20 protein-coding genes are annotated in these 19,697 nt (G+C 58.9%); 12 read left to right on the top strand and 8 right to left on the bottom strand.

Annotated elements, in window-relative coordinates:
• Nucleotides 1–22: 22 nt before the first annotated feature.
• The 3 genes from araG to GDN47_RS09205 all read left to right on the top strand — a co-directional run bounded on the left by araG (nt 23) and on the right by GDN47_RS09205 (nt 3,397).
• On the top strand, nt 23–1,528 hold the full coding sequence (gene araG / locus GDN47_RS09195) for an L-arabinose ABC transporter ATP-binding protein AraG (RefSeq protein ID WP_152093121.1): 1,506 nt from the start codon (nt 23–25) through the stop codon (nt 1,526–1,528).
• Between the two features lie 16 nt (nt 1,529–1,544).
• Entirely contained in the window at nt 1,545–2,501 is a 957-nt protein-coding gene (araH, locus tag GDN47_RS09200) for an L-arabinose ABC transporter permease AraH (protein ID WP_162748756.1), read from the top strand.
• A 119-nt stretch (nt 2,502–2,620) separates the two neighbouring features.
• A complete protein-coding gene (locus GDN47_RS09205) occupies nt 2,621–3,397 on the top strand; it encodes a FadR/GntR family transcriptional regulator (RefSeq protein WP_113329523.1) in 777 nt (258 codons plus the stop codon).
• A gap of 38 nt (nt 3,398–3,435) precedes the next feature.
• Here GDN47_RS09205 and GDN47_RS09210 read toward each other — a convergent pair whose 3' ends face one another.
• Nucleotides 3,436–4,209 carry an SDR family oxidoreductase gene (locus GDN47_RS09210; protein ID WP_113329524.1) on the bottom strand — a complete coding sequence of 258 codons (774 nt, stop codon included), beginning with the start codon at nt 4,207–4,209 and terminating at the stop codon, nt 3,436–3,438.
• 134 nt (nt 4,210–4,343) lie between these two features.
• Between GDN47_RS09210 and GDN47_RS09215 the strand changes: the two genes are divergently transcribed.
• Together GDN47_RS09215 and GDN47_RS09220 are read left to right on the top strand one after the other, a co-directional pair.
• Nucleotides 4,344–5,264 (top strand): LysR family transcriptional regulator, encoded by a 921-nt coding sequence (locus GDN47_RS09215; RefSeq protein WP_152093122.1) that lies wholly within the window; start codon nt 4,344–4,346, stop codon nt 5,262–5,264.
• Nucleotides 5,265–5,486: 222 nt separating this feature from the next.
• A complete protein-coding gene (locus GDN47_RS09220; protein WP_113350696.1) occupies nt 5,487–5,870 on the top strand; it encodes a YybH family protein in 384 nt (127 codons plus the stop codon).
• 38 nt (nt 5,871–5,908) lie between these two features.
• Here GDN47_RS09220 and GDN47_RS09225 read toward each other — a convergent pair whose 3' ends face one another.
• A complete protein-coding gene (locus GDN47_RS09225; protein WP_113350695.1) occupies nt 5,909–7,192 on the bottom strand; it encodes a cystathionine gamma-synthase family protein in 1,284 nt (427 codons plus the stop codon).
• A 336-nt stretch (nt 7,193–7,528) separates the two neighbouring features.
• Here GDN47_RS09225 and GDN47_RS09230 point away from each other — a divergent pair, with 336 nt between their 5' ends.
• The gene (locus GDN47_RS09230; RefSeq protein ID WP_152093123.1) at nt 7,529–8,308 is read left to right on the top strand and encodes a class I SAM-dependent methyltransferase; all 780 of its coding nucleotides are present in this window, start codon (nt 7,529–7,531) and stop codon (nt 8,306–8,308) included.
• Nucleotides 8,309–8,411: 103 nt separating this feature from the next.
• Here GDN47_RS09230 and ppk2 read toward each other — a convergent pair whose 3' ends face one another.
• Both ppk2 and GDN47_RS09240 read right to left on the bottom strand, forming a co-directional pair.
• Nucleotides 8,412–9,326 (bottom strand): polyphosphate kinase 2, encoded by a 915-nt coding sequence (ppk2, locus tag GDN47_RS09235; RefSeq protein WP_113329530.1) that lies wholly within the window; start codon nt 9,324–9,326, stop codon nt 8,412–8,414.
• 96 nt (nt 9,327–9,422) lie between these two features.
• Nucleotides 9,423–10,211, bottom strand: coding sequence for a 3-hydroxybutyrate dehydrogenase (locus tag GDN47_RS09240; RefSeq protein ID WP_113329531.1), 789 nt, complete (start codon nt 10,209–10,211; stop codon nt 9,423–9,425).
• A 206-nt stretch (nt 10,212–10,417) separates the two neighbouring features.
• Between GDN47_RS09240 and GDN47_RS09245 the strand changes: the two genes are divergently transcribed.
• Both GDN47_RS09245 and GDN47_RS09250 read left to right on the top strand, forming a co-directional pair.
• Nucleotides 10,418–11,164 (top strand): acetoacetate decarboxylase, encoded by a 747-nt coding sequence (locus GDN47_RS09245; RefSeq protein ID WP_113329532.1) that lies wholly within the window; start codon nt 10,418–10,420, stop codon nt 11,162–11,164.
• Nucleotides 11,165–11,201: 37 nt separating this feature from the next.
• A complete protein-coding gene (locus tag GDN47_RS09250; protein WP_113329533.1) occupies nt 11,202–12,359 on the top strand; it encodes a patatin-like phospholipase family protein in 1,158 nt (385 codons plus the stop codon).
• A gap of 114 nt (nt 12,360–12,473) precedes the next feature.
• Here GDN47_RS09250 and GDN47_RS09255 read toward each other — a convergent pair whose 3' ends face one another.
• Nucleotides 12,474–13,094, bottom strand: coding sequence for a CGNR zinc finger domain-containing protein (locus tag GDN47_RS09255; RefSeq protein ID WP_152093124.1), 621 nt, complete (start codon nt 13,092–13,094; stop codon nt 12,474–12,476).
• 307 nt (nt 13,095–13,401) lie between these two features.
• On the opposite strand from GDN47_RS09255, the gene GDN47_RS09260 reads away from it, so the two are divergent.
• Together GDN47_RS09260 and GDN47_RS09265 are read left to right on the top strand one after the other, a co-directional pair.
• Nucleotides 13,402–14,244 (top strand): alpha/beta fold hydrolase, encoded by an 843-nt coding sequence (locus GDN47_RS09260; RefSeq protein WP_152093125.1) that lies wholly within the window; start codon nt 13,402–13,404, stop codon nt 14,242–14,244.
• Between the two features lie 356 nt (nt 14,245–14,600).
• Complete coding sequence (locus GDN47_RS09265; protein ID WP_233789825.1) at nt 14,601–15,425, top strand: DUF535 family protein; 825 nt, start codon at nt 14,601–14,603, stop codon at nt 15,423–15,425.
• A 23-nt stretch (nt 15,426–15,448) separates the two neighbouring features.
• On the opposite strand, the gene GDN47_RS09270 is transcribed toward GDN47_RS09265, so the two are convergent.
• Together GDN47_RS09270 and GDN47_RS09275 are read right to left on the bottom strand one after the other, a co-directional pair.
• Entirely contained in the window at nt 15,449–16,678 is a 1,230-nt protein-coding gene (locus GDN47_RS09270; protein ID WP_113350689.1) for an ATP-binding protein, read from the bottom strand.
• Nucleotides 16,675–17,367 carry a response regulator gene (locus GDN47_RS09275; RefSeq protein ID WP_113329538.1) on the bottom strand — a complete coding sequence of 231 codons (693 nt, stop codon included), beginning with the start codon at nt 17,365–17,367 and terminating at the stop codon, nt 16,675–16,677. The genes GDN47_RS09270 and GDN47_RS09275 overlap by 4 nt, the downstream gene beginning before the upstream one ends.
• A 203-nt stretch (nt 17,368–17,570) precedes the next feature.
• Here GDN47_RS09275 and GDN47_RS09280 point away from each other — a divergent pair, with 203 nt between their 5' ends.
• On the top strand, nt 17,571–18,332 hold the full coding sequence (locus GDN47_RS09280) for a phosphatase PAP2 family protein (protein WP_113329539.1): 762 nt from the start codon (nt 17,571–17,573) through the stop codon (nt 18,330–18,332).
• A 254-nt stretch (nt 18,333–18,586) separates the two neighbouring features.
• Entirely contained in the window at nt 18,587–18,763 is a 177-nt protein-coding gene (locus GDN47_RS31950; RefSeq protein ID WP_162748755.1) for a hypothetical protein, read from the top strand.
• 109 nt (nt 18,764–18,872) lie between these two features.
• Here GDN47_RS31950 and GDN47_RS09285 read toward each other — a convergent pair whose 3' ends face one another.
• Entirely contained in the window at nt 18,873–19,550 is a 678-nt protein-coding gene (locus tag GDN47_RS09285; RefSeq protein WP_113350685.1) for an O-methyltransferase, read from the bottom strand.
• Nucleotides 19,551–19,697 lie beyond the last annotated feature (147 nt).

Consider the following 19,697-nt stretch of genomic DNA (forward strand, 5'->3'; position numbering starts at 1 on the left):
ACCTTCTCTCGATGGAGCAAGCATGGCTTTCCTTGAATTCAAGGGCATTTCCAAGGGTTATCCCGGTGTCCAGGCGCTGTCGAACGTCTCTTTCGATGTCGAAAGGGGTGCCGTGCACGGGCTGATGGGCGAAAACGGCGCCGGCAAGTCGACGCTGATCCGGGTTCTCTCCGGCGATCAGGCTGCCGATAGCGGCAGCATCGTCATCGATGGCGTGGAGCAACACTATAGCTCCGTCCGCGATGCCTTTCATGCCGGCGTCATTGTCATCCATCAGGAACTGCAGCTGGTGCCGGAACTGACGGTTGCCGAAAACCTCTGGCTCGGCCGTTTTCCCGGCAAGGCCGGCGTGATCGACGGCAAGATGCTGATCGAGACCGTTCGCACGAAGCTCAAGGAAATCGGCATCGATGTTGATCCTGCGGCAAAGGTATCCTCGCTGTCGATCGGCGCGCGCCAGATGGTGGAGATCGCCAAGGCCGTCATGGTCGATGCGCGGGTGATCGCGCTCGATGAGCCGACCTCCTCGCTCTCGTCACGTGAAAGCGAAATCCTGTTTTCCCTGATAGACCGGTTGAGAGCCAACGGCACCGTCATTCTTTATGTCTCGCATCGCCTGGATGAGATCTTCCGGCTCTGCGACAGCCTCACCGTGCTGCGCGACGGCAAGCTTGCGGCCCATCATCCTGACATTGCCGATACGACGCGCGAACAGATCATCTCGCAAATGGTCGGCCGCGAGATCAGCAATATCTGGGGCTGGCGCGAGCGGCCGCTTGGCGAGGTGCGTCTGGAAGTCAAGGGTCTCTCCGGTTTTAAGTTGCGCAATCCCGTCAGCTTCTCGGTTCGCAAGGGCGAAATCCTTGGCTTTTTCGGCCTCATCGGTGCCGGCCGAAGCGAAATGGCCCGCCTTCTCTATGGTGCCGATCATCGTCATCAGGGCAGCGTCTCTATAGACGGCGTTGCCGTCGCGCCGAACAATCCGAAGGCGGCCATCAGTGCCGGCATGGTTCTCTGCCCTGAAGATCGAAAGTTCGACGGCATCATTCAGGGGCGATCGATCGAGGAAAACATTGCGATTTCTTCGCGGCGGCATTTCTCGCCCTTCGGCATCCTCAATCCGAAGAAGGAAGCCTCGGTCGCCGATCAGTTCATCGCCAAGCTCAGGGTCCGTACGCCCTCCCGCAAGCAGGATATCGTCAATCTCTCGGGCGGCAACCAGCAGAAGGTCATCCTTGGCCGCTGGCTTTCGGAACAGGGTGTCAAGGTCCTCGTCATCGACGAGCCGACGCGCGGCATCGATGTCGGCGCCAAATCGGAAATCTATGAAATTCTCTACGAGCTGGCGGCTGGCGGCATGGCGATCGTCGTCATCTCCAGCGAGCTTCCCGAGGTCATGGGCATTTCCGATCGCATCATCGTCATGTGCCAGGGGCGCGTCGCCGCCAATGTCGCTCGCGCCGATTTCGACGAACGGGCCATTCTGACCGCAGCTTTGCCCGATAAGAATGCCGCCGGCACGATCTAATTCAGGAATGGTAGTGATGAATTCGTTGAAAAAAATTCTCCTCGGCGAACAGGGCCTCGTGGTGATCTTCGCGATCGCCTTCGTGATCGTCTCGCTCTTTGTGCCGAGCTTCCTGACGGAGCGCAACATGCTCGGTCTGCTGCAGTCGGTGGTGACGATCGGCATCGTCGCCTGCACGATGATGTTCTGCCTGGCCTCGCGCGACTTCGATCTTTCGGTTGGTTCGACGGTCGCCTTCTCGGGCATGATCGCCGTCATGGTGTCGAACTCCACCGGCTCCATTCCGCTCGGCCTGCTCGCCGCGCTGATTTGCGGCAGCGTCGTCGGCGTCGTCAATGGCGTCGTCATCGCCAAGTTCCGCATCAATGCGCTGATCACCACGCTCGCGACGATGCAGATCGTGCGCGGCCTCGCCTTGATCGCGTCTGATGGCCGTGCCGTCGGCATCAACGATCCGGCCTTCTATCAGCTCGCGCTGTCGCGCTTTCTGACGGTGCCGACGCCGATCTGGATCATGGTGCTGCTCTTCATCATCTTCGGCTTTACGCTCAACCGCACTGTTTTCGGCAAGAACACGCTTGCGATCGGCGGCAATCCCGAGGCGTCGCGTCTGGCCGGCGTCAATGTCGTCAACATGCGGATCTGGATCTTTGCCTTGCAGGGTCTCGTCTGCGCCATTGCCGGTATTCTGCTTGCCTCGCGCATCACCTCGGGCCAGCCGAACGCGGCAACCGGGCTCGAGCTTTCCGTCATCTCGGCCTGCGTGCTCGGCGGCGTGTCTCTCGCGGGCGGCCGCGCAGCGATGACCGGCGTGATCGTCGGCGTCCTCATCATGGGCATTGCCGAGAACGTCATGAACCTGCTCAATATCCAGGCCTTCTATCAATATCTCGTGCGCGGCTGCATTCTGCTGCTTGCCGTTCTGTTGGACAATCTGCGCTCGTCCGCGGTAGGGCGTGGCAGTCGTTTGTAACGGTCGGATTTCCTTGGAGAAGTTTGGGGAGAAGTTTATCGAGCTTGCAGTTGCGCATTGATGCCGGGGCGTGGTGCCGCTCATGATCGCTGATGGGTCAGCGGAAGGGAGTGCTAGGGATGAGTACGCGTTTGGGGTCTTTACGGACGACGCCGGCCGGGGCCGCGCCTGAGCAGGGAAGGCGTACCGTGCGCGAGGAGCTGTTGAAGAAGCTCATCGGCCAGATCGTCTCGGGCTCTCTCGCCGAGGGCTCGGTTCTTCCCAATGAGGCTGAACTCTCGGAAGTTTACGGCGTTAGCCGCACCAGCCTGCGCGAAGCCATGCAATATTTGTCGGCGCTGGGGATGGTCCGTTCGCGCACCCGCGCCGGTACCACTGTTCTGCCACGAGAGAACTGGAACTATCTGGACCCGCTGGTTCTCGATGCGACCCTGGCACTCAGCAATGACCGCAGCTTCTACGATTCCCTGCTCGATGCGCGGCAAGTGCTGGAACCCGCCGCCGCCGCACAGGCGGCTGCTAATGCCACGGCCAAGCAGCTCGCACAGATTGCCGAGGCCTTCGAGGATATGGTCGCTGCCAATGCCCGCGACAACGAGGCATGGAGCCAAGCAGATCTGGAGTTTCATACCGCGATCATCAATGCTAGCGGCAACTGGGTTTTCCGGCAGTTCGCCACTGCGATCCGCGCCGCTTTGCTCGCGAGTTTTCGCCTGACCAACCGGGCCAGCCAGTCGCATGATTACGCGATCGCGCGCCATCAGGATGTCCTGGATGCGATCCGCATGCGCCGGCCCGATGCTGCACGTTTTGCCATGGAGCAGCTCATCGGAACGGCCAGAATGGAGCTTAGCGACGCCCTGCGTGCCGCTAAGCTGAAGGACGGATCGGAATAGGCTGCTTTTTGGACAGGCCGGAAGCAGATACGACCCGTTTACTTTGTCGTATAGCCACCGTTGACGAGAATGGTCTGTCCGGTCATCCACCAACCGTCGGAGACCAGGAACCGGATATAGGGCACGATATCCTCGATATCGGTAAGGCCGGTCTTCGAAAACTTCGAGAGAGCGGCGGCGCCCTTGTGATAGGCCTGGGCATCGGCGCTTTCCGCTGGGTAGAAGAAAGGCGTGTCCATCGGACCGGGACCGATCGCGGTCACCGAGATGCCGCGATCGCCGAATTCCTTGGCCGCAGCGCGGGTAAAATGCTCGACTGGCGCCTTGGTCCCGGCATAGCTTGAATAGAACGGCGTGAAGGCACCGAGCAGCGACGTGACGAGCGTGCAGATCTTGCCGTTGTCGTTGAGCGATTTGCCGGCCTCCTTGAGGAAGAAGAAGGCCGATTTCGAATTGACGGCACTCATCTCGTCATATTCTGCCTCGGAGATATCGACGATCGGCTTCTTCAGCACCTTACCGACCGTATTGATCGCAATATCGGGGCGGCCGAAGGCGGCAATGGCCTCGGCAAAGAGTTTCTCCACCGCGCCTGCTGTCGTGAGATTGGCCTGGAATGCGGCAGCTTCGGCACCGGCTGCCTTGATGGCCGCAACCGTCGCATCGGCATCAGCCTTGGTAGCGGCGCTGTTGTAGTGGACGGCGATCGCTTTTGCGCCGTGCGCTGCGAAGTCGCGGGCGATCAGGCCGCCGAGATTTTTGGCGCCGCCGGCAATGATGACGGTTTTCCCTTTGATCGAATGATCGGTCATGAAAGAGCCCTCCTTGGGAAGTGGGACGGCACCGTGCCGCCCTTCCTGAAGCAAATCTATCGTCTGGAATTTGCCGATAAAGCGGTCTAATTTGACATCATCTGTCAGAATTAACGGACAATAGCGGTATAGCTTTGGATCGCATCGACCTCTTCAGGATTTTCACGCGTGTCGTGGAATGCAGCAGCTTCACCCGCGCAGCGGATACGTTGGGCTTGCCGCGCTCCTCGGTCTCCGCTGCCGTCATGGAGCTGGAGGGCCGCGTCGGCGCGCGTCTGCTTCACCGCAGTACGCGCAAGGTGTCGCCCACCCAGGATGGCACGGCCTTCTACGACCGGTGCCTGAGGGTAATTGCCGATGTCGAGGAGACGGAAAGCCTGTTTCGACAGAGTGACGCCAAACCATCCGGTAAATTGCGGACGGATGTGCCGGGCCGCATCGGTCGCCTGATCATAGCGCCGGCGCTGCCATCGTTTCTCGATCAGTTTCCCGATATCGAAGTGGATCTCGGCGTTACCGACCGTGCCGTCAATCTGGTGGAGGACAGCGTCGATTGCGTGTTGCGCGTCGGCCCGCTTGTTGATTCAGGGCTGATTGCCCGGCCGATCGGAAAATTGCCGCTCATCAATGTCGCAAGTCCTGCCTATCTGTCGAGGCATGGTACGCCGCAAACACTCGAAGATCTCGGCCGCCATTGGGCCGTGAATTATGCCTCGCCCTCGACCGGGCGAACCGAGCCCTGGGAATGGTTGGAAGACGGGGTATTGCGCAGCCTGCCGATGCGAGGCCGCGTGACCGTCAATAGCGCCGAGGCCTATATCGCCTGCTGCGTCGCGGGCCTGGGTTTGATCCAGAATCCGGCCTATGACCTACGCCAGCATCTGGAGGCGGGCGAACTTGTCGAGGTCATGCCAGATCATCGGGCGGAACCGCTGCAGATGACGTTGCTCTATCCGCATCGCAGGCATCTCTCCCGCCGCGTTCATGTTTTCGCCGACTGGCTACAGGCGCTCCTCGAGGAGACCGTGATCCCTCGCTCGAGCTCGTTCGAATGAAAAGCCGGATGGACGTGAGAAACGCCCACGATGCGGACGGCTTGTTTGTTCAGTTTACGGTCGCTTGCCGTTATGATGTCGATCTGGAAATCAAGATCTGGCCAGGCGATTGATCACGCGGGATAGGTCGCAATGGTGAACCTGTTCAACCGACAGGCTGCCGCTGACAGGGGGCAGATCGCAGCCGCCCGGTAGCGCGGCGCCTATCGAGGAGAATTCGGAATGACCGACGATGAAAAGGCAATCCGGAAAGTCGTGGAAACCTGGATTGCCGCGAGCAAGGCGGGCGATACGGCAACCGTCTTAGGACTGATGACGGACGATGTCATCTTCATGGTTCCCGGCCAGGAACCCTTCGGCAAGGCGGCATTTGCTGCGGTTTCCAAAGGCATGGAGGGCATGAAGATGGAGGGTGCGAGCGAGATCGTCGAACTGCAGGTGCTCGGCGACTGGGCCTATATCCGCAATCACATCGACATGACGGTGACACCGCCGGGTGGCGACGCCGTTCATCGATCGGGTTATACGCTCACGCTTCTGCGCAAGGAGGCTGATGGGGAGTGGCGCCTCGCACGCGATGCCAACCTTCTGGCCGTGCGGCCCTGATCTATCTCACTCCCAGTCTTTCGGCCGCATAGGCTTTATCAGGCGGCGTCGAGGGAAGCAGCAAGATCGGCAATCAGGTCATCGGGGTGTTCTATTCCGATCGACAGGCGGATCGTCGATTCCAGCACGCCGATGCGATGGCGTACATCCACAGGCACACCGGAATGCGTCGTCGTTGCCGGATGGGAGGCTAGCGATTCCGTGCCGCCGAGGCTGACGGCCAGCTTGAAGATCTGCAGGGCGTTCAGGAATTTGAACGATGCCGGCTGGCCACCCTTGATGTCGAAGGAGAAGGTGGAGCCCGCACCGCTGCACTGGGCGGCGAAGGTACGGCCCGTTGCCGAGGATGGATCCGTGTAGGGGAGATAGTGGATTTGCTCGACCTTCGGATGATCCCGCAGGAAATCGGCGACCGCCCGTGCGTTGCTGTTTGCCCGTTCCATGCGGATCTGCAGCGTTTCCAGCGACCTGCCGAGCATCCAGCAGGAATGCGGATCGAGCTGAGTGCCGATCGCTCCGCGCAGTGCTTTCACCTGTTTGATGACGGCTTTTGAGCCGAGGGCCGCGCCGGCGATCAGATCGGAATGGCCGCCAACATATTTGGTCAGCGAATAGAGGGAGATATCGGCCCCGTGCTCGATCGGCCGCTGAAAGACCGGGCCGAGCAGCGTATTGTCGCAGGCGATGATCGGCGTGTGTCCCTGCCTCTTGCCGATCGCATCGGCAATGCGGCGGATCATGGCGATATCGACGAGACTGTTCGTGGGGTTGGCCGGTGTTTCCACCAGAATGACCGAGACACGGCCTTTGGTCATCGCTTCCTCGGCAGCTGCCGTCACCGAGCCTTCGTTGACGCCATCGGCGAAGCCGACGGCGGCTACTCCGAGATTGAGGAATGTCTTGGCGACTAACGTTTCCGTACCGCCATAAAGCGGCTGCGAATGCAGGATCGCATCGCCCGGTCGCGCGAAGGTGAGAAGGGTTGTTGCGATGGCCGACATGCCGGAGGAAAACAGCGCGCCGCTTTCTGCCTTTTCATAGACGGCGAGGCGATCCTCGACGATTTCGCTGTTCGGGTGGTTGAAGCGTGAGTAGACGAGCCCGACGCCAGTGCCCGCCGGCGGCTCGGTGCGGCCGGAGATATAATTGAAGAAATCGCGTCCGTCCTCGGCCGATTTGAAGACGAAGGTGGAGGTCAGGAAAACAGGCGGCTTGACCGCGCCCTCGGACAATTCCGGGTCATAGCCGTAATTCAGCATCTGAGTTTCGGGATGCAGCGCATGGTTGCCGATATGCGTTTTGGACGGATGCGGCGCAGTCATGACGGTCTCCTCGGCCGATGATATGAATTTTAGACTCACATTATACATCACTTAGGATGCCGGCTCGCTATTCGTCATCATCTGCGATGTGGTTTCGGCATTGATCCTAATATGGGCCGGACTATCCAACTCGCGCATGGCTATCCGGAATACGACAGAAAGGCCGCAATATTCGTGAGCGGTGCTCGCCTTGAGGCCGTGCCGTCCCAATTTTCGAGAGCTTCCGGCTTCGCTGCCGCAGTCGTGGCAGAAACGGGGCGTTTCTTGATCGACCGGTTCCAATCGATGAGCAAGTTCGGAGGCGAAATACATGAAGAAAACCAGTGAGGTTTACATTTGAAATCGGGCGTTCGAAAATTTGTGTTTAGCGATCTTCAGAAAATCGATGGTTACATCGATCCGCCGGATGCGCTTGTCTTCCTGTCTTTGATCGAAAAGCAAAGGCAGGAGAAACTTTATGGCGGCCTCGCCGAAATCGGGGTTTACTACGGGCGGTCCTATTTTTTGCTGCGCAAGATCAGCGCACCCGATGACAACGTGCTTGCGATCGACCTTTTCGACATAGAAGCGGATGGTGCGCAATATCAACGCTTCCTCGACAACGGAAAATCACTGGGCATTCCCGTTGATGAGGATCTCGTCATAACGGGTGACAGCACCGAGCTCGATCCACAGGCCATCATCGACAAGGTTGGGCAGGTTCGTTTTTTCAGTATCGATGGAGGGCATTTGCTTCGCCACATCGTTGCCGATAGCCGGTTGGCGAAGAGCGTACTGGCCGATCATGGCATCATCGCCTTTGACGATACGTTCAATCCGGCCTGGCCGGAGGTGACGATCGGTGTCTCGGATTTTCTGCGCAGAAACAGCGATAGCTTTGTCGCCTTTTGTGTGACGAAGTACAAGACCTATGTCTGCCGCCGGGATTTTCATGGGCTCTATCGAGCCGCACTTGGCAGAGCACGACATCTCCTGCCGTTTGAACATGTGGAGATGGATTTTCTTGGCTCGAAAGTTCTCAGGCTGCACAATCCCATCAACCGGAGAGTCGCCTATGAGCTCTTGCGGCGGCTGGGTTTGGGCGCCATGTCCGAATGGGCCTATCGTTCAGCCTGACCTTGAGCCGGCCTCGCCTGCTGGTGGCGGAGTGACAGGGATTTCGTTTTTCAAGTAATCCTTCAGAGGGGCCTGCCAGAAGCGGACCCCTCATCGATTCTTATCAGTAGATTTCCGGCACATACATTTCCGGCGGCACCGGCGTACGGTGATAGTCGGCATTGCGCATACGTTCCGGCAGTACGATTTCCGGCTTCGGTACGCTTTCGTAAGGGATCTGGCTCAGAAGGTGGGCGATGCAGTTGAGGCGCGCCTTCTTCTTGTCGACGGCGTGGACGACCCACCACGGCGCTTCCGGAATATGGGTGCGCTCCAGCATCTCTTCCTTGGCCTTGGTATATTCCTCCCAATGCACGCGGCTCTGCAGGTCCATCGGCGAAAGCTTCCACTGCTTCAGCGGATCCTGGATGCGCATGTTGAAGCGGAATTCCTGCTCTTCATCGGTGATCGAGAACCAGTATTTGATGAGGATGATGCCGGAGCGAACCAGCATGCGCTCGAAATCCGGCACGGAGCGGAAGAACTCCTCCAATTCCTCCGGCGAGCAGAAGCCCATGACGCGTTCGACGCCGGCGCGGTTATACCAGCTGCGGTCGAACAGCACCATTTCGCCCGCGGTCGGCAGGTGCGCTGTATAGCGCTGGAAGTACCATTGATGCCGTTCGCGCTCGGTCGGTGCCGGCAATGCGACGACGCGGCAGACGCGCGGATTGAGGCGCTGCGTGACGCGCTTGATGGCGCCGCCCTTGCCCGCGGAATCGCGCCCTTCAAACAGCACGACGACCTTCAGCTTCTTGTATTGGACCCAGTCCTGCAGGCGCACGAGCTCGTGCTGAAGCCGGAAAAGTTCGCGGAAATAGACGCGGCGATCGAGCGTCGCCTCACCTTCGCTGATAAGGCCTTCTGCGACCAGTTCGTCCAGCCGGTCCTCTTCGAGCTGCATCTCCAGCTCTTCGTCGAAGCTGTCGACGATCTCATCCTTGATACGGCTGAGCGGGTCCTGGGTTTCGTCGGTCATTGTGCGCCTCCTGCTCTGTTTTCATGTTGATGCTGCAGCCCTGGGCTGCTGAGAGCCGGCACGGTGCTCAAGCATGTGCCGGCTATGGCTTCCGTGTTATTCGGCGGTCCAGCCGCCATCGACGGAAAGCGTCGTGCCGGTAATCTGCTTTGCGGCGTCACTGCACAGGAACACCGCGATAGCGGCGACTTCGTCGACGGTTACGAACTCCTTCGTCGGCTGGGCGGCCAGCAGCACGTCATGCTTGACCTGCTCTTCCGTCATGTTGCGCGCCTTCATGGTCTCGGGGATCTGCTTTTCGACGAGCGGCGTCCAGACATAGCCGGGCGCGATGGAGTTGACGGTCACGCCGTTCTGAGCGGCTTCGAGGGCGATGGTCTTGGTGAGACCGGTAATGCCGTGCTTGGCCGAAACATAGGCCGATTTGAAAGGCGAGGCGACCAGCGCATGTGCCGAGGACGTATTGATGATGCGGCCCCATTTGCGCGCCTTCATGCCGGGAATGGCGGCCTTGATGGCGTAGAAGGCAGCAAGCAGATTGATGCGGATAATCGCCTCCCACTTGTCGTCGGGAAACTCCTCGATCGGGGCGACGAACTGGATGCCGGCATTGTTGACGAGGACATCGAGGCTGCCGAAGGCTTCCTCGGCTTCACGCACCATCGATGTCACTTCCTCGCCATTCATCATGTTGGCGCCGGAATAGCGGCACTTCACGCCGAAATCGGCTTCGATCGCCGCGCGCTCCTTTTCGATCGCATCGGCGTCCCCAAGGCCGTTGATCGTGATGTTCGCGCCCTCGGCGGCAAAGGCGCGGGCGATCGCAAGCCCGATACCGCTCGTCGAACCGGTGACCAGCGCATTCTTCGAAGTCAACGAACCCATGATGCAACTCCTGCAATCTCTATGACATGGTTGGGTAGAGGGAAATGCTCAAGATGAGCGCACACTGCCAGCCTGATATGTCGCTTTGATAACAGCGCGGTTTTGCCTCGCGGCGCTGCCAATCATTGGCTGACACTTCACTGTCATGCAACCGTGCAAGTTTTCGCTCTGGCGCCCGGCGATTTCCTCCAACGACGGACAATACGATGAAGGTCGAAGACATTCTGAAGCATGCCTATGCGATGCCGCTGACCAATCCTTCCTATCCTCCAGGGCCTTATCGGTTCTTCGATCGCGAATATATCATCATCACCTATCGCACCACGCGCGAGGCGCTTGAAGCGGTCGTGCCGGCGCCGCTCGAAATCGACGAGCCGCTGGTGAAATACGAATTCATCCGCATGCCCGATTCCACCGGCTTTGGTGATTACACCGAGACCGGACAAGTCATCCCTGTTACCTATCGCGGGCAAAAGGGCGGCTATGTTCACTCCATGTATCTCGATGACGATGCGCCGATCACCGGCGGCCGCGAGATCTGGGGCTTTCCGAAGAAGCTTGCCAATCCGAAGATCGTCAACGAAGGCGAAGTCATCGTCGGCACGCTGCATTACGGCAGCGTTCTCTGCGCCACGGGCACGATGGGTTACAAACACAAGCCGATCGACCAGGGACCGCTTCTAGCAGCTCTCTCGGAACCGAATTTCCTGATCAAGATCGTGCCGCATGTCGATGCCACGCCGCGTATCTGCGAGCTCGTGCGCTACTATCTGACCGATATCACCATCAAGGAAGCCTGGACTTCGCCGGCTGCCCTCGATCTTCGGCCGCATGTCATGGCCGACGTCGCGCGACTGCCCGTGCTGGAAGTGGTTTCGGCGGTTCATTTTACCGCCGATCTGACGCTCGGGCTAGGCGAAGTCGTTCACGACTATCTCGCCGAGCGCAGGTAGCCGAAGCCTTATTGTTAGACCATACTGGAGACGGATCGTGCTCGAACGAAATATCAAGGCGGTAGCGCCGACCATCCCGGAAATAGCTGCGCAATATGATCGCGTTGCCCTGGTCTTCCAGGGTGGCGGTGCGCTCGGCGCCTATCAGGCCGGCGTCTATCAGGCGCTTGCCGAAGCGGGATGCGAGCCGACCTGGCTCTCGGGCGTCTCCATCGGCGCAGTCAATGCCGCGATCATCGCCGGCAACGAGCCGGGCCGGCGATTGCAGCGTCTGGAGCAGTTCTGGCAGATCATTTCCGGCCGCAAGATCTGGGCCTATACGCCGGAAGGCGATTTCTTCCGCGATATCCGTAATCGCACCAGTTCCTGGATGACGATGACCATGGGCCAGCCCGGCTTCTTCAAGCCGCGCTTTCCCAACCCATGGTTCGAGCTGCCAGGAGCCGAGGGGGCAACCAGCTTCTACGATTCCGCGGAGTTGAAGAAGACGCTGGAAATGCTGATCGACTTCGACGTGCTGAACGATGGCAAGAAGCGCTTCAGCGTCGGCGCGGTGAATGTCCGCACCGGTAATTTCGTCTATTTCGACACCGACAAAGTACGCATCGGCCCCGAGCATATCATGGCGAGCGGCGCCCTGCCGCCGGCCTTGCCGTCCATCCGGATCGAAGGCGAATATTACTGGGACGGCGGCATCGTTTCGAATACGCCGCTGCAATATCTGCTCGATCAGGAAGAGGACCGCAGCTCGCTCGTCTTCCAGGTGGATCTCTTCAGTGCCCGCGGCGTCCTGCCGCGCAGCATGCCGGACGTGCTGTCGCGCCACAAGGACATCATGTATTCGAGCCGCACGCGGCAGAATACCGACAATTTCAAGCGTATTCACGGACTGAAGATGAAGCTCCTGAGCGCCCTAAAGCGTGTTCCGAAAGAGCAGTTGACTGCGGAAGAGGAAGAGCTGATTGCGGATTATTCCGATGCCGGCGTCGTCAATATCGTGCATCTGATCTATCAGCACAAGAACTACGAAGGTCACGCCAAGGACTATGAGTTCTCCGGCACGTCGATGCGCGAGCATTGGGACATGGGCCTCGAAGATACCAAGCGCACGCTGCGCCATACCGACTGGCTGCTGCCACCTTTCAGCGACGATGCCGTCGCCATTCACGATCTTCACAGGGAAGACCCGGCCTGAGCCAATGGTGTTCTCGGCTCGACTCTGGTGATATCGGGCAGGAGCGAGCTGGGCTTAGCTTCAAGCTGTAATTCATGTTTCCAGCAAAACGCCTGTCTTTTTGCGGGACTGGCGTCAGCTCTGCTTGAGCCGATGTCGATGGGCTGCCTGCTTGGAGCGATTACCGCACATCGCCATGCTGCACCAGCGTCTGCGGCGCCCGCGCGTATGATCAACGAACATCAAGGTGCATGCGTGGCCTTCGCAGGCCTTCACATCGGAAAAATCTTCCGTGCAGACGAAACGTCCCAGCGCTTCGCCGATCGGTAATAGCAGCGATTCCGGTGAGCGCCATTTCCGCATCGGCTGAAGGCAGAGTTCGCGATCTTCGCCCGGCTTTCTTGTGACAATCCGGCTAAAACCTTCATCGCGTTCCAGCAGACGGTTCAGCGGTTCCAGATCGTTCAAGGCCTCTGATGCCAGCGGCTTTCCCCTGTGGGAGTTTACGAAAGTTCTGAACCACTCACGCAGGCTTCTTGCCTGGTGGGCGACTTTGTCGAGTCCGCCCGGCAGCGCCTGCTTGCGCATGGCGGCAAGCGTTTCCCGCGGCACTAGGCCTGCCTGTTCCAGCCAGCGCAGCAGACCCTCTCCATCGTCAATCCAGTCGATCGGCACATCCACCGGCGTTGCGACCGAATTGAGGAAATCCAGTCCGAGCGTGTCGCCAACGAAGATGGCGGGTGAACGGCTGTCCATCGACTGCTCCTTATTCCGGCCGACAGGGGGCTGAAAGGCCGCTCGAAAACATAGCGACTATATAACCCTTCCAAAGCCTCTTGACAAGTTACGCAAGTGAAAAGTAACCATATCAGTGTCATTAAAGAGGTTATTTATTCCAACTGGCGGGAGAAGGCCAATGCTACTACAGAGGGCCGAGTTGTCCGCACTGATGATGGCGTCTGTCGCTGATATCGGTGTCAACGCAGGCGCGTCCGCGGCATCATTTGAATTCTGAGATGTAACCTAAAAAATAGATGTTCATAGGTTACGAAAGGAGCTTAAGATGACTGATATCACCTATCGCAGCGTCAATATCGAAGATGTCAAGGTTTTCTACCGTGAAGCGGGCTTGGCCGGCGCGGACAAGCTTCTGCTGCTGCATGGCTTCCCGACTTCCAGCCACATGTTCCGCGATCTCATCCCGCTTCTGGCGGATCGCTACCACATCATCGCCCCAGATCTACCCGGCTTCGGGCAATCCGACGCGCCGAAGGGCAGCAACACATTCGACAGCATCGCCGAGACGATCGACCGTTTCACGGAAGTCGTTGGCTTCGACCGTTTTGCCGTCTATGTCTTCGATTATGGTGCGCCGACCGGCTTCCGACTGGCGTTGAAGCATCCGGAACGGATCACGGCGATCATCTCCCAGAACGGCAATGCCTATGAAGAGGGCTTGAGCGAAGGTTGGAATCCGATCCAAGCCTATTGGCGCGAAGCCTCCGATGAAAATCGTAATGCCCTGAAGGCATTCCTTCAGCCGGACGCGACGGCGTGGCAATACACGCACGGTGTCCCGGACCTCTCGAAGGTCTCTCCCGACGGCTATTCGCTCGATAGTCTCTATCTGGCCCGACCTGGTTCGGAGAAGGTGCAGCTCGATCTTTTCGGCGACTACAAAAGCAACGTCGCGCTCTATTCGACCTTCCAGAATTATTTCAGAACCTACAAGCCGCGTCTGCTTGCGGTCTGGGGCAGGCACGATCCCTTTTTCTTGCCGCCAGGTGCTGAGGCCTATCGCCGGGACATTCCAGACGCGGTGGTCAAATTCTTTGATACCGGCCATTTTGCTCTAGAAACCCACGCTGCCGAGATCGCAGTCGAAATCCGCGCTTTCTTGGGTTGATATCAAGCTGGACCGCGCCGGCGCTCGATCGGCGCGGTCGGATCATTCGCAATGCAAATGGGAGGAGACCGCAAAGCTGATGCCTTTCGTGGTTTCCCCGGGAGCGCACCAGATCGCTTAGGCTCGGAGCCCTTCGTGGCATGTCTCATGAAAGGCTGATCTTGTCTTGACGCTACCTTGACAATCCCAACGCAGATGGTTCGGCGAAATCAAATCCGCCGGACTTTCGCATGAATCAAAAGACATTAGCTGCTGCGGCGCCGGAGCGCCTCCTATCCAAGATTTCCCCTTGTCCTGCGTTGCCGCCAACGGCTTCCCGACCGCCTATATCGCGATACATCGTCATCTGGAGAATATTGACCTTCGGCCTGCGCGTGCGCTGGAAGCGTGCTTTTCTCTTCTGGTGCCGCTTTGCTGCAAACCCGCTTCTGACTATTCGTTGGTGGCGCTTTATCGCGGCGTTCGCGGCTACGCGTGAATTACCGCCTCCGCATGACGAACTGCTGCAGAAACCGCTTTCGAAGTTTCTCGTCCACGGAATGCCCAATTCCCGTCGGCTCTTCCTTCTCATCGAGCATTTTTCGATTGCTGAAACCATCCTCTCCAGAGACAGCATGATACGGCTCTGGCGCGGTGATTGGCTGGAAATGGGCATAGTGCAAGGCAAATGCGAGGCATATGCATGCCACATTGCGCTCGCCGACCGCAGCGGCGGCCGCCATGAGGGTGCTTTCGCCATCAAACTCCTGCGCGTGAGCGATCAGGCTGTTCTTTGCACGGTCAGATTCATCTTCGTCAATCAAGGGGTAGAGGGGCGCTATACATTCGTTGTCGGGAGCATGCAGGGGCCGCGCAACGCGAAGCACCGTATCATCGAGGTAACTCGCGATCTCGCCGGCCTCAGGCCCAAAGAGGCGATCCTGATCGTGCTGCAGGGCCTGGCGGCGGAGGGAGGCATGCAGCACTTCCTTGCCATTTCGCAGGCAAGGCACCCGATTCAATATCGCCGGCGTTCTCGGCAATCGATGCTGCTATCGAACATCGATGCTTTCTGGCTTGAGCGTTCCGGCGAACCGGAGTGCGTCTACGGCTTCCAGATCCCCCATTCGAAAATTCAGAAAGAGGACAGGCGCAGCCAGAAAAAGTCGTGGTTCCTCAATATCGGCGAACTCTTCCACTGACGGCCCGACCGCGGTGGCCTTGTTCAACAAAGCCGGCATTGTCCAGAGGCTGTATCCTGCTCACCGAAACCGCGCGTTTCTCCAGGCATACCGTCTGGCAAATGGATTGCGACCATGGCGCCGCCCTCGGGCCGATTTGCGAATTCAAGATGTCCGCCGTGGGCAGCCGCGATTGCCTGCACCACGGATAGTCCCAGCCCGGTGCCGCCGGTCGCCCGCGAACGCGAGGGGTCGCCGCGCCAGAAAGGGTTGACGGCGACGGCATCCATATCCTGCGGAAATCCGCGACCGTGATCGAGAACGCGAATGACGATCCTATCGTCCGCCAGCTGCTCGGTTTCGCATCGCAGCCATCCACCTTCGGCAGCGTAGCGGCACGCATTTTCGAGCAGCGCCAGCACGGCTTGGCGAATGCGGGGGGAGTCGGCTGAGATCCAGGCGGGTTTCAGCTCAGTTTCGACCTGCAGCTTGCTGGCTTCCAGCATGGGTTTTGCCGAGGCGATGACAGTCTCGACCAGCAGGGATGCGTCGATGCGCTGACGTTCCATCACGAGTTTCTGGCCGATGGCGAGCGACAGGGTGCGCAGATCCTCGACAACCCGTCCCAGGCCTTCGACCTGCAAGAGGAGGTCGGAAATGATTTTCCGATCCATCGGAAACACGCCATCGAGCATGCTCTGCAGCGATCCCTGCAGGATGGTCAACGGTGTGCGCAGCTCATGTGCAACCGCCATGTTGTTGAAGCGCAATCTTTCCTCCATCGTCTCCAGGCTGGTCGCAAGGGCGTTGAAGGTTTCAACGAGGCTCGCGACTTCGCGCGTGCTGCGATAGGAGGCTGCGACGCGGACGGAGAAGTCGCCGGACTTCAGGCCCTCGGCGGCGAAAGTGAGATCTTCGAGCGGGCGCGCAAGCCGCCGCGCCAGGAAGACGCCGATTACGGCGCAGAGTAGAGCCGACAAGAGGCCGAAAACGAGGACGGAGAGCTGCACCTTGAGATCCGTAGGTTCCGTCAGCGAAATGAGGTGTTCGACCAGGAGCTTAAGGGAATCTCCGTCGGGAACCTTGTTTTCGCTCAGCATCTTGTAGGTCGCCGCGGCCTTGGGCGGCAGGGCCTCGCTGATGCCTTGCTCCAGATAGGTCGCATACCAGTTGACCCCCAGATAGGTTAGGCCAACGCTGAGCAGCAGCATGATCGTGGTGACTATGGCCGTGAGCGTTGCAAGCGGCGCGCTGGGAATTCTCTGTCTTTTCATCGCGGATCCGAAAAGCGATAGCCGATGCCGCGCACGGCGGGAAAGAAGCCGATCTGCCCCATTTCTTCCAGTTTGCGCCTGAGATTAGAGATGTGGGTATCGACTGTACGCACCAGAGCATCGCTTTCCGGCAGGCAGGCATCGAGAATATCTGCTCGCGCGAAAGCCTGGGTCGGATGGCGGATCATGTAGGCGAGTATGCGGAATTCGCTGAGTGTCAGCGGCAATGCGATACGACGCTCGTCCTTGTTGACGAAGACGGTATAGCTGCCAAAATCAACCTCCAGCGCACCGAAGCGCTTGATGGCATCAGCCCGATCGCCATGCGTGCGGCGCAGGACCGCTCTCACACGGGCAACGACCTCCTGCGGGTTGAATGGCTTGACGATATAGTCGTCGGCGCCGAGGCGCAACCCGCTCAGGCGGTCTATGTCATCAGCGACGGCGGTGACCATGATGACCGGTGTTGAGCCCGCCTGGCGCAGCCGGCCGAGCACACCGAAGCCATCCAGTTTCGGCAGGCGAACATCCAGCAACACCAGGTCCGGCTTCAAAAGCGCATGGTGCTGCAAAGCGGTTTCACCATCGCCGGCGCGAACCGTGCGAAAGCCGTCCCGCGTCAGATAGCCATCGAGTATCTGTGCGATTGCCGGTTCATCCTCGACGATGAGAACGAGACTGTTATCCAAACCCTAGCGCCCTGTGTTTCTTCCGTTTTTCGTTGGGCTTTATCGCCCTAACCTTACTATTGCGGACAAAGCAGGCTTCCGCAATTTCCAAACAGCTTTCCGATCGTTCGACGGTCGATTCTGAACACGGCCTTGATGCGATCTTCGCCATTTCTTGACAATCGGGCTTCAGCTTGGCGCCGTTCCGCCTCTGGAGACATGGCATGTGGAAATTTGCATCGAATTCTTGGAGCTCCGGTTCCGGTCAAGTGCGGCCGCGTCAGTTGCGAGCAGCCCCGGATAGCGACTTGGCTGTTATCGGCATGATGATCGTCTGGACCAGCTTTGTCTTTGTGGTCTTTCCGAAGCTCGATCTGGCGGTCGCGCGCTTGTTTACACGTGGGCATGCTTTCTGGCTGGCGGAGAATCCCTGGCTGAAAGCGGTGAGGGACATTGCTCGTCAAAGCCAGCCTTATATTCTCGGCACCATGGCTGTCATCATCGTCCTGCATGTTTTCCTGCCACGGCGATTGCGGTTCTGCCCTCCTCACAAACCGCTTTTCGTGCTCCTGAGCTTTGCCGCCGGGCCGCTATTGGTGGTGCAGACGCTAAAAGTAGCGATTGGACGCGTGCGCCCTCGTCAGCTGATCGAGTTCGGGGGCACAGCTGATTTTACCCCGGTGTGGCAGTTTTCGGCAGCGTGCACCCGCAATTGTTCCTTCCCTTCCGGCGAAGCAGCCGCGGCTGCTGCGGCGCTGTCCCTATTGATATTTGTGCCTGTGGGGCGCAGATGGATTGCTGCGGTGATCCTGGTACCATGCTCGCTGTTCGTGGCGTTCAACCGCGTGATCTTTGGTGCTCATTTCCTGTCGGATGTCATGCTCGGGTGGCTTCTGACCATGTTTGCCATGGCCATGGTCTGGCGCTGGATCGAAGCGAATTCGCGGATGATCGATCGGCACGTCACGCGCCTGATGTTCAGATGATCCCATCGTTATGGAAGCAGGCGCCGACATCCTTGTTCAGCCCTGTTTGCGATCGCCGCGGAGCGGGATTGGCTGCCGGGTGTCGCCGCAATGCGACAGTCCCAGGCAAACCCCATGTTACAAACCTTAATACAACGTTTCTTCACCTTTCTTTCGATCAGGGGTTACCTATTTAGCGTTGGCCATGCCGTCGGACGCGATTGAGGCCGGTAAGGCGGATGGTGAAGGGACCTTGGCGGGGTGAGAGTGACGGGATGGGGTTGGTAGATTGGGCGTTGCGCGGAATGCTCGACCCGGATGGCCGACGCAGGATGCGCTCCCGCAGAGACCATTACGAGCCGTGGGTCGTGCTGGCCGTGGAAAGTTTCGAGCGGGAAATGCTGGCCTTCTACAGGCGTTCGCAGTTCAAGCTTGTTCATACCGCGGCGTGACGGCCGCGACGCCAACGCAATAGAGCATGTGAAAGCCGTCGCCGCAGTCGGCAGTGAATGTAGGGGATGTTGCAAGCACTCCAGGGACGCGCTTGCGCCGTGAATGGCGTCATCCGATCCGCATCGACAGTTCGATATCTTCGGCGAACGGTACGGACATATATCCGCTTGCCGGCGACCGCACCCATGCCAAGTAATCGGGGCAGAAATCCGCATTGTCGGCCAGCACGAGAGCTCCCGGCCTTAGGCGGCTTTCCACCAGCCTCAGAATGTCCGGATAGAGCGCCTTGGCGCCATCGAGAAGCAACAGGTCGATAGCATCGGGCAGATCGGCGCTCAGCGTCTGCAGGGCATCGCCTTCCCGGATCTCTACGAGATCGATGAGGCCAGCGGCTTTTAGATGTTCCCGCGCCCGTGCCACTTTGGAGGGTTCGAATTCGGTGGTGATCAGACGCCCGCCGCCATTGTCCCGCAGCGCGGCCGCAAGGTGAAGGGTGGAGATGCCGAAGGAAGTTCCGAATTCGACGATGGTGCGGGCTCCCGTGCTTCGCGCCAGCATATAGAGCAAGGTTCCAGCCTCGCGCGAGACCGCGAGCGGTATGTCCTTCAGCCGGGCATAGAAATCGAGGTAGTCGGTTTTGCTGCGCACCAGACGCGCGCGTTCCTCGCTGGAAAGGCCGCCCCAGTAGGCGGCGACCGATGGAGTTGTCGCGGGCGACGTCGCATCGGCTTCCTCGAACAGGCGATCGAGCAAGGGTGCGAGCGGGGCGTTCGTCAGGGACGTCATGTTTTTCTCCGTTCAGGACTGAAGTTTTCGTTGGCGACAAATACGAATAATTCGTCGCTTTTCATAATCGCGTCGGCCGATGTTGGCGTGGAATGCATTTATGTTTTTGAAAATATTCAGTAAATCCGAGAGCTGATCACATCCGGT

Source organism: Martinezella dioscoreae (assembly GCF_009176305.1).
In the GTDB taxonomy this organism is placed as follows: Bacteria; Pseudomonadota; Alphaproteobacteria; order Rhizobiales; family Rhizobiaceae; genus Rhizobium; species Rhizobium dioscoreae.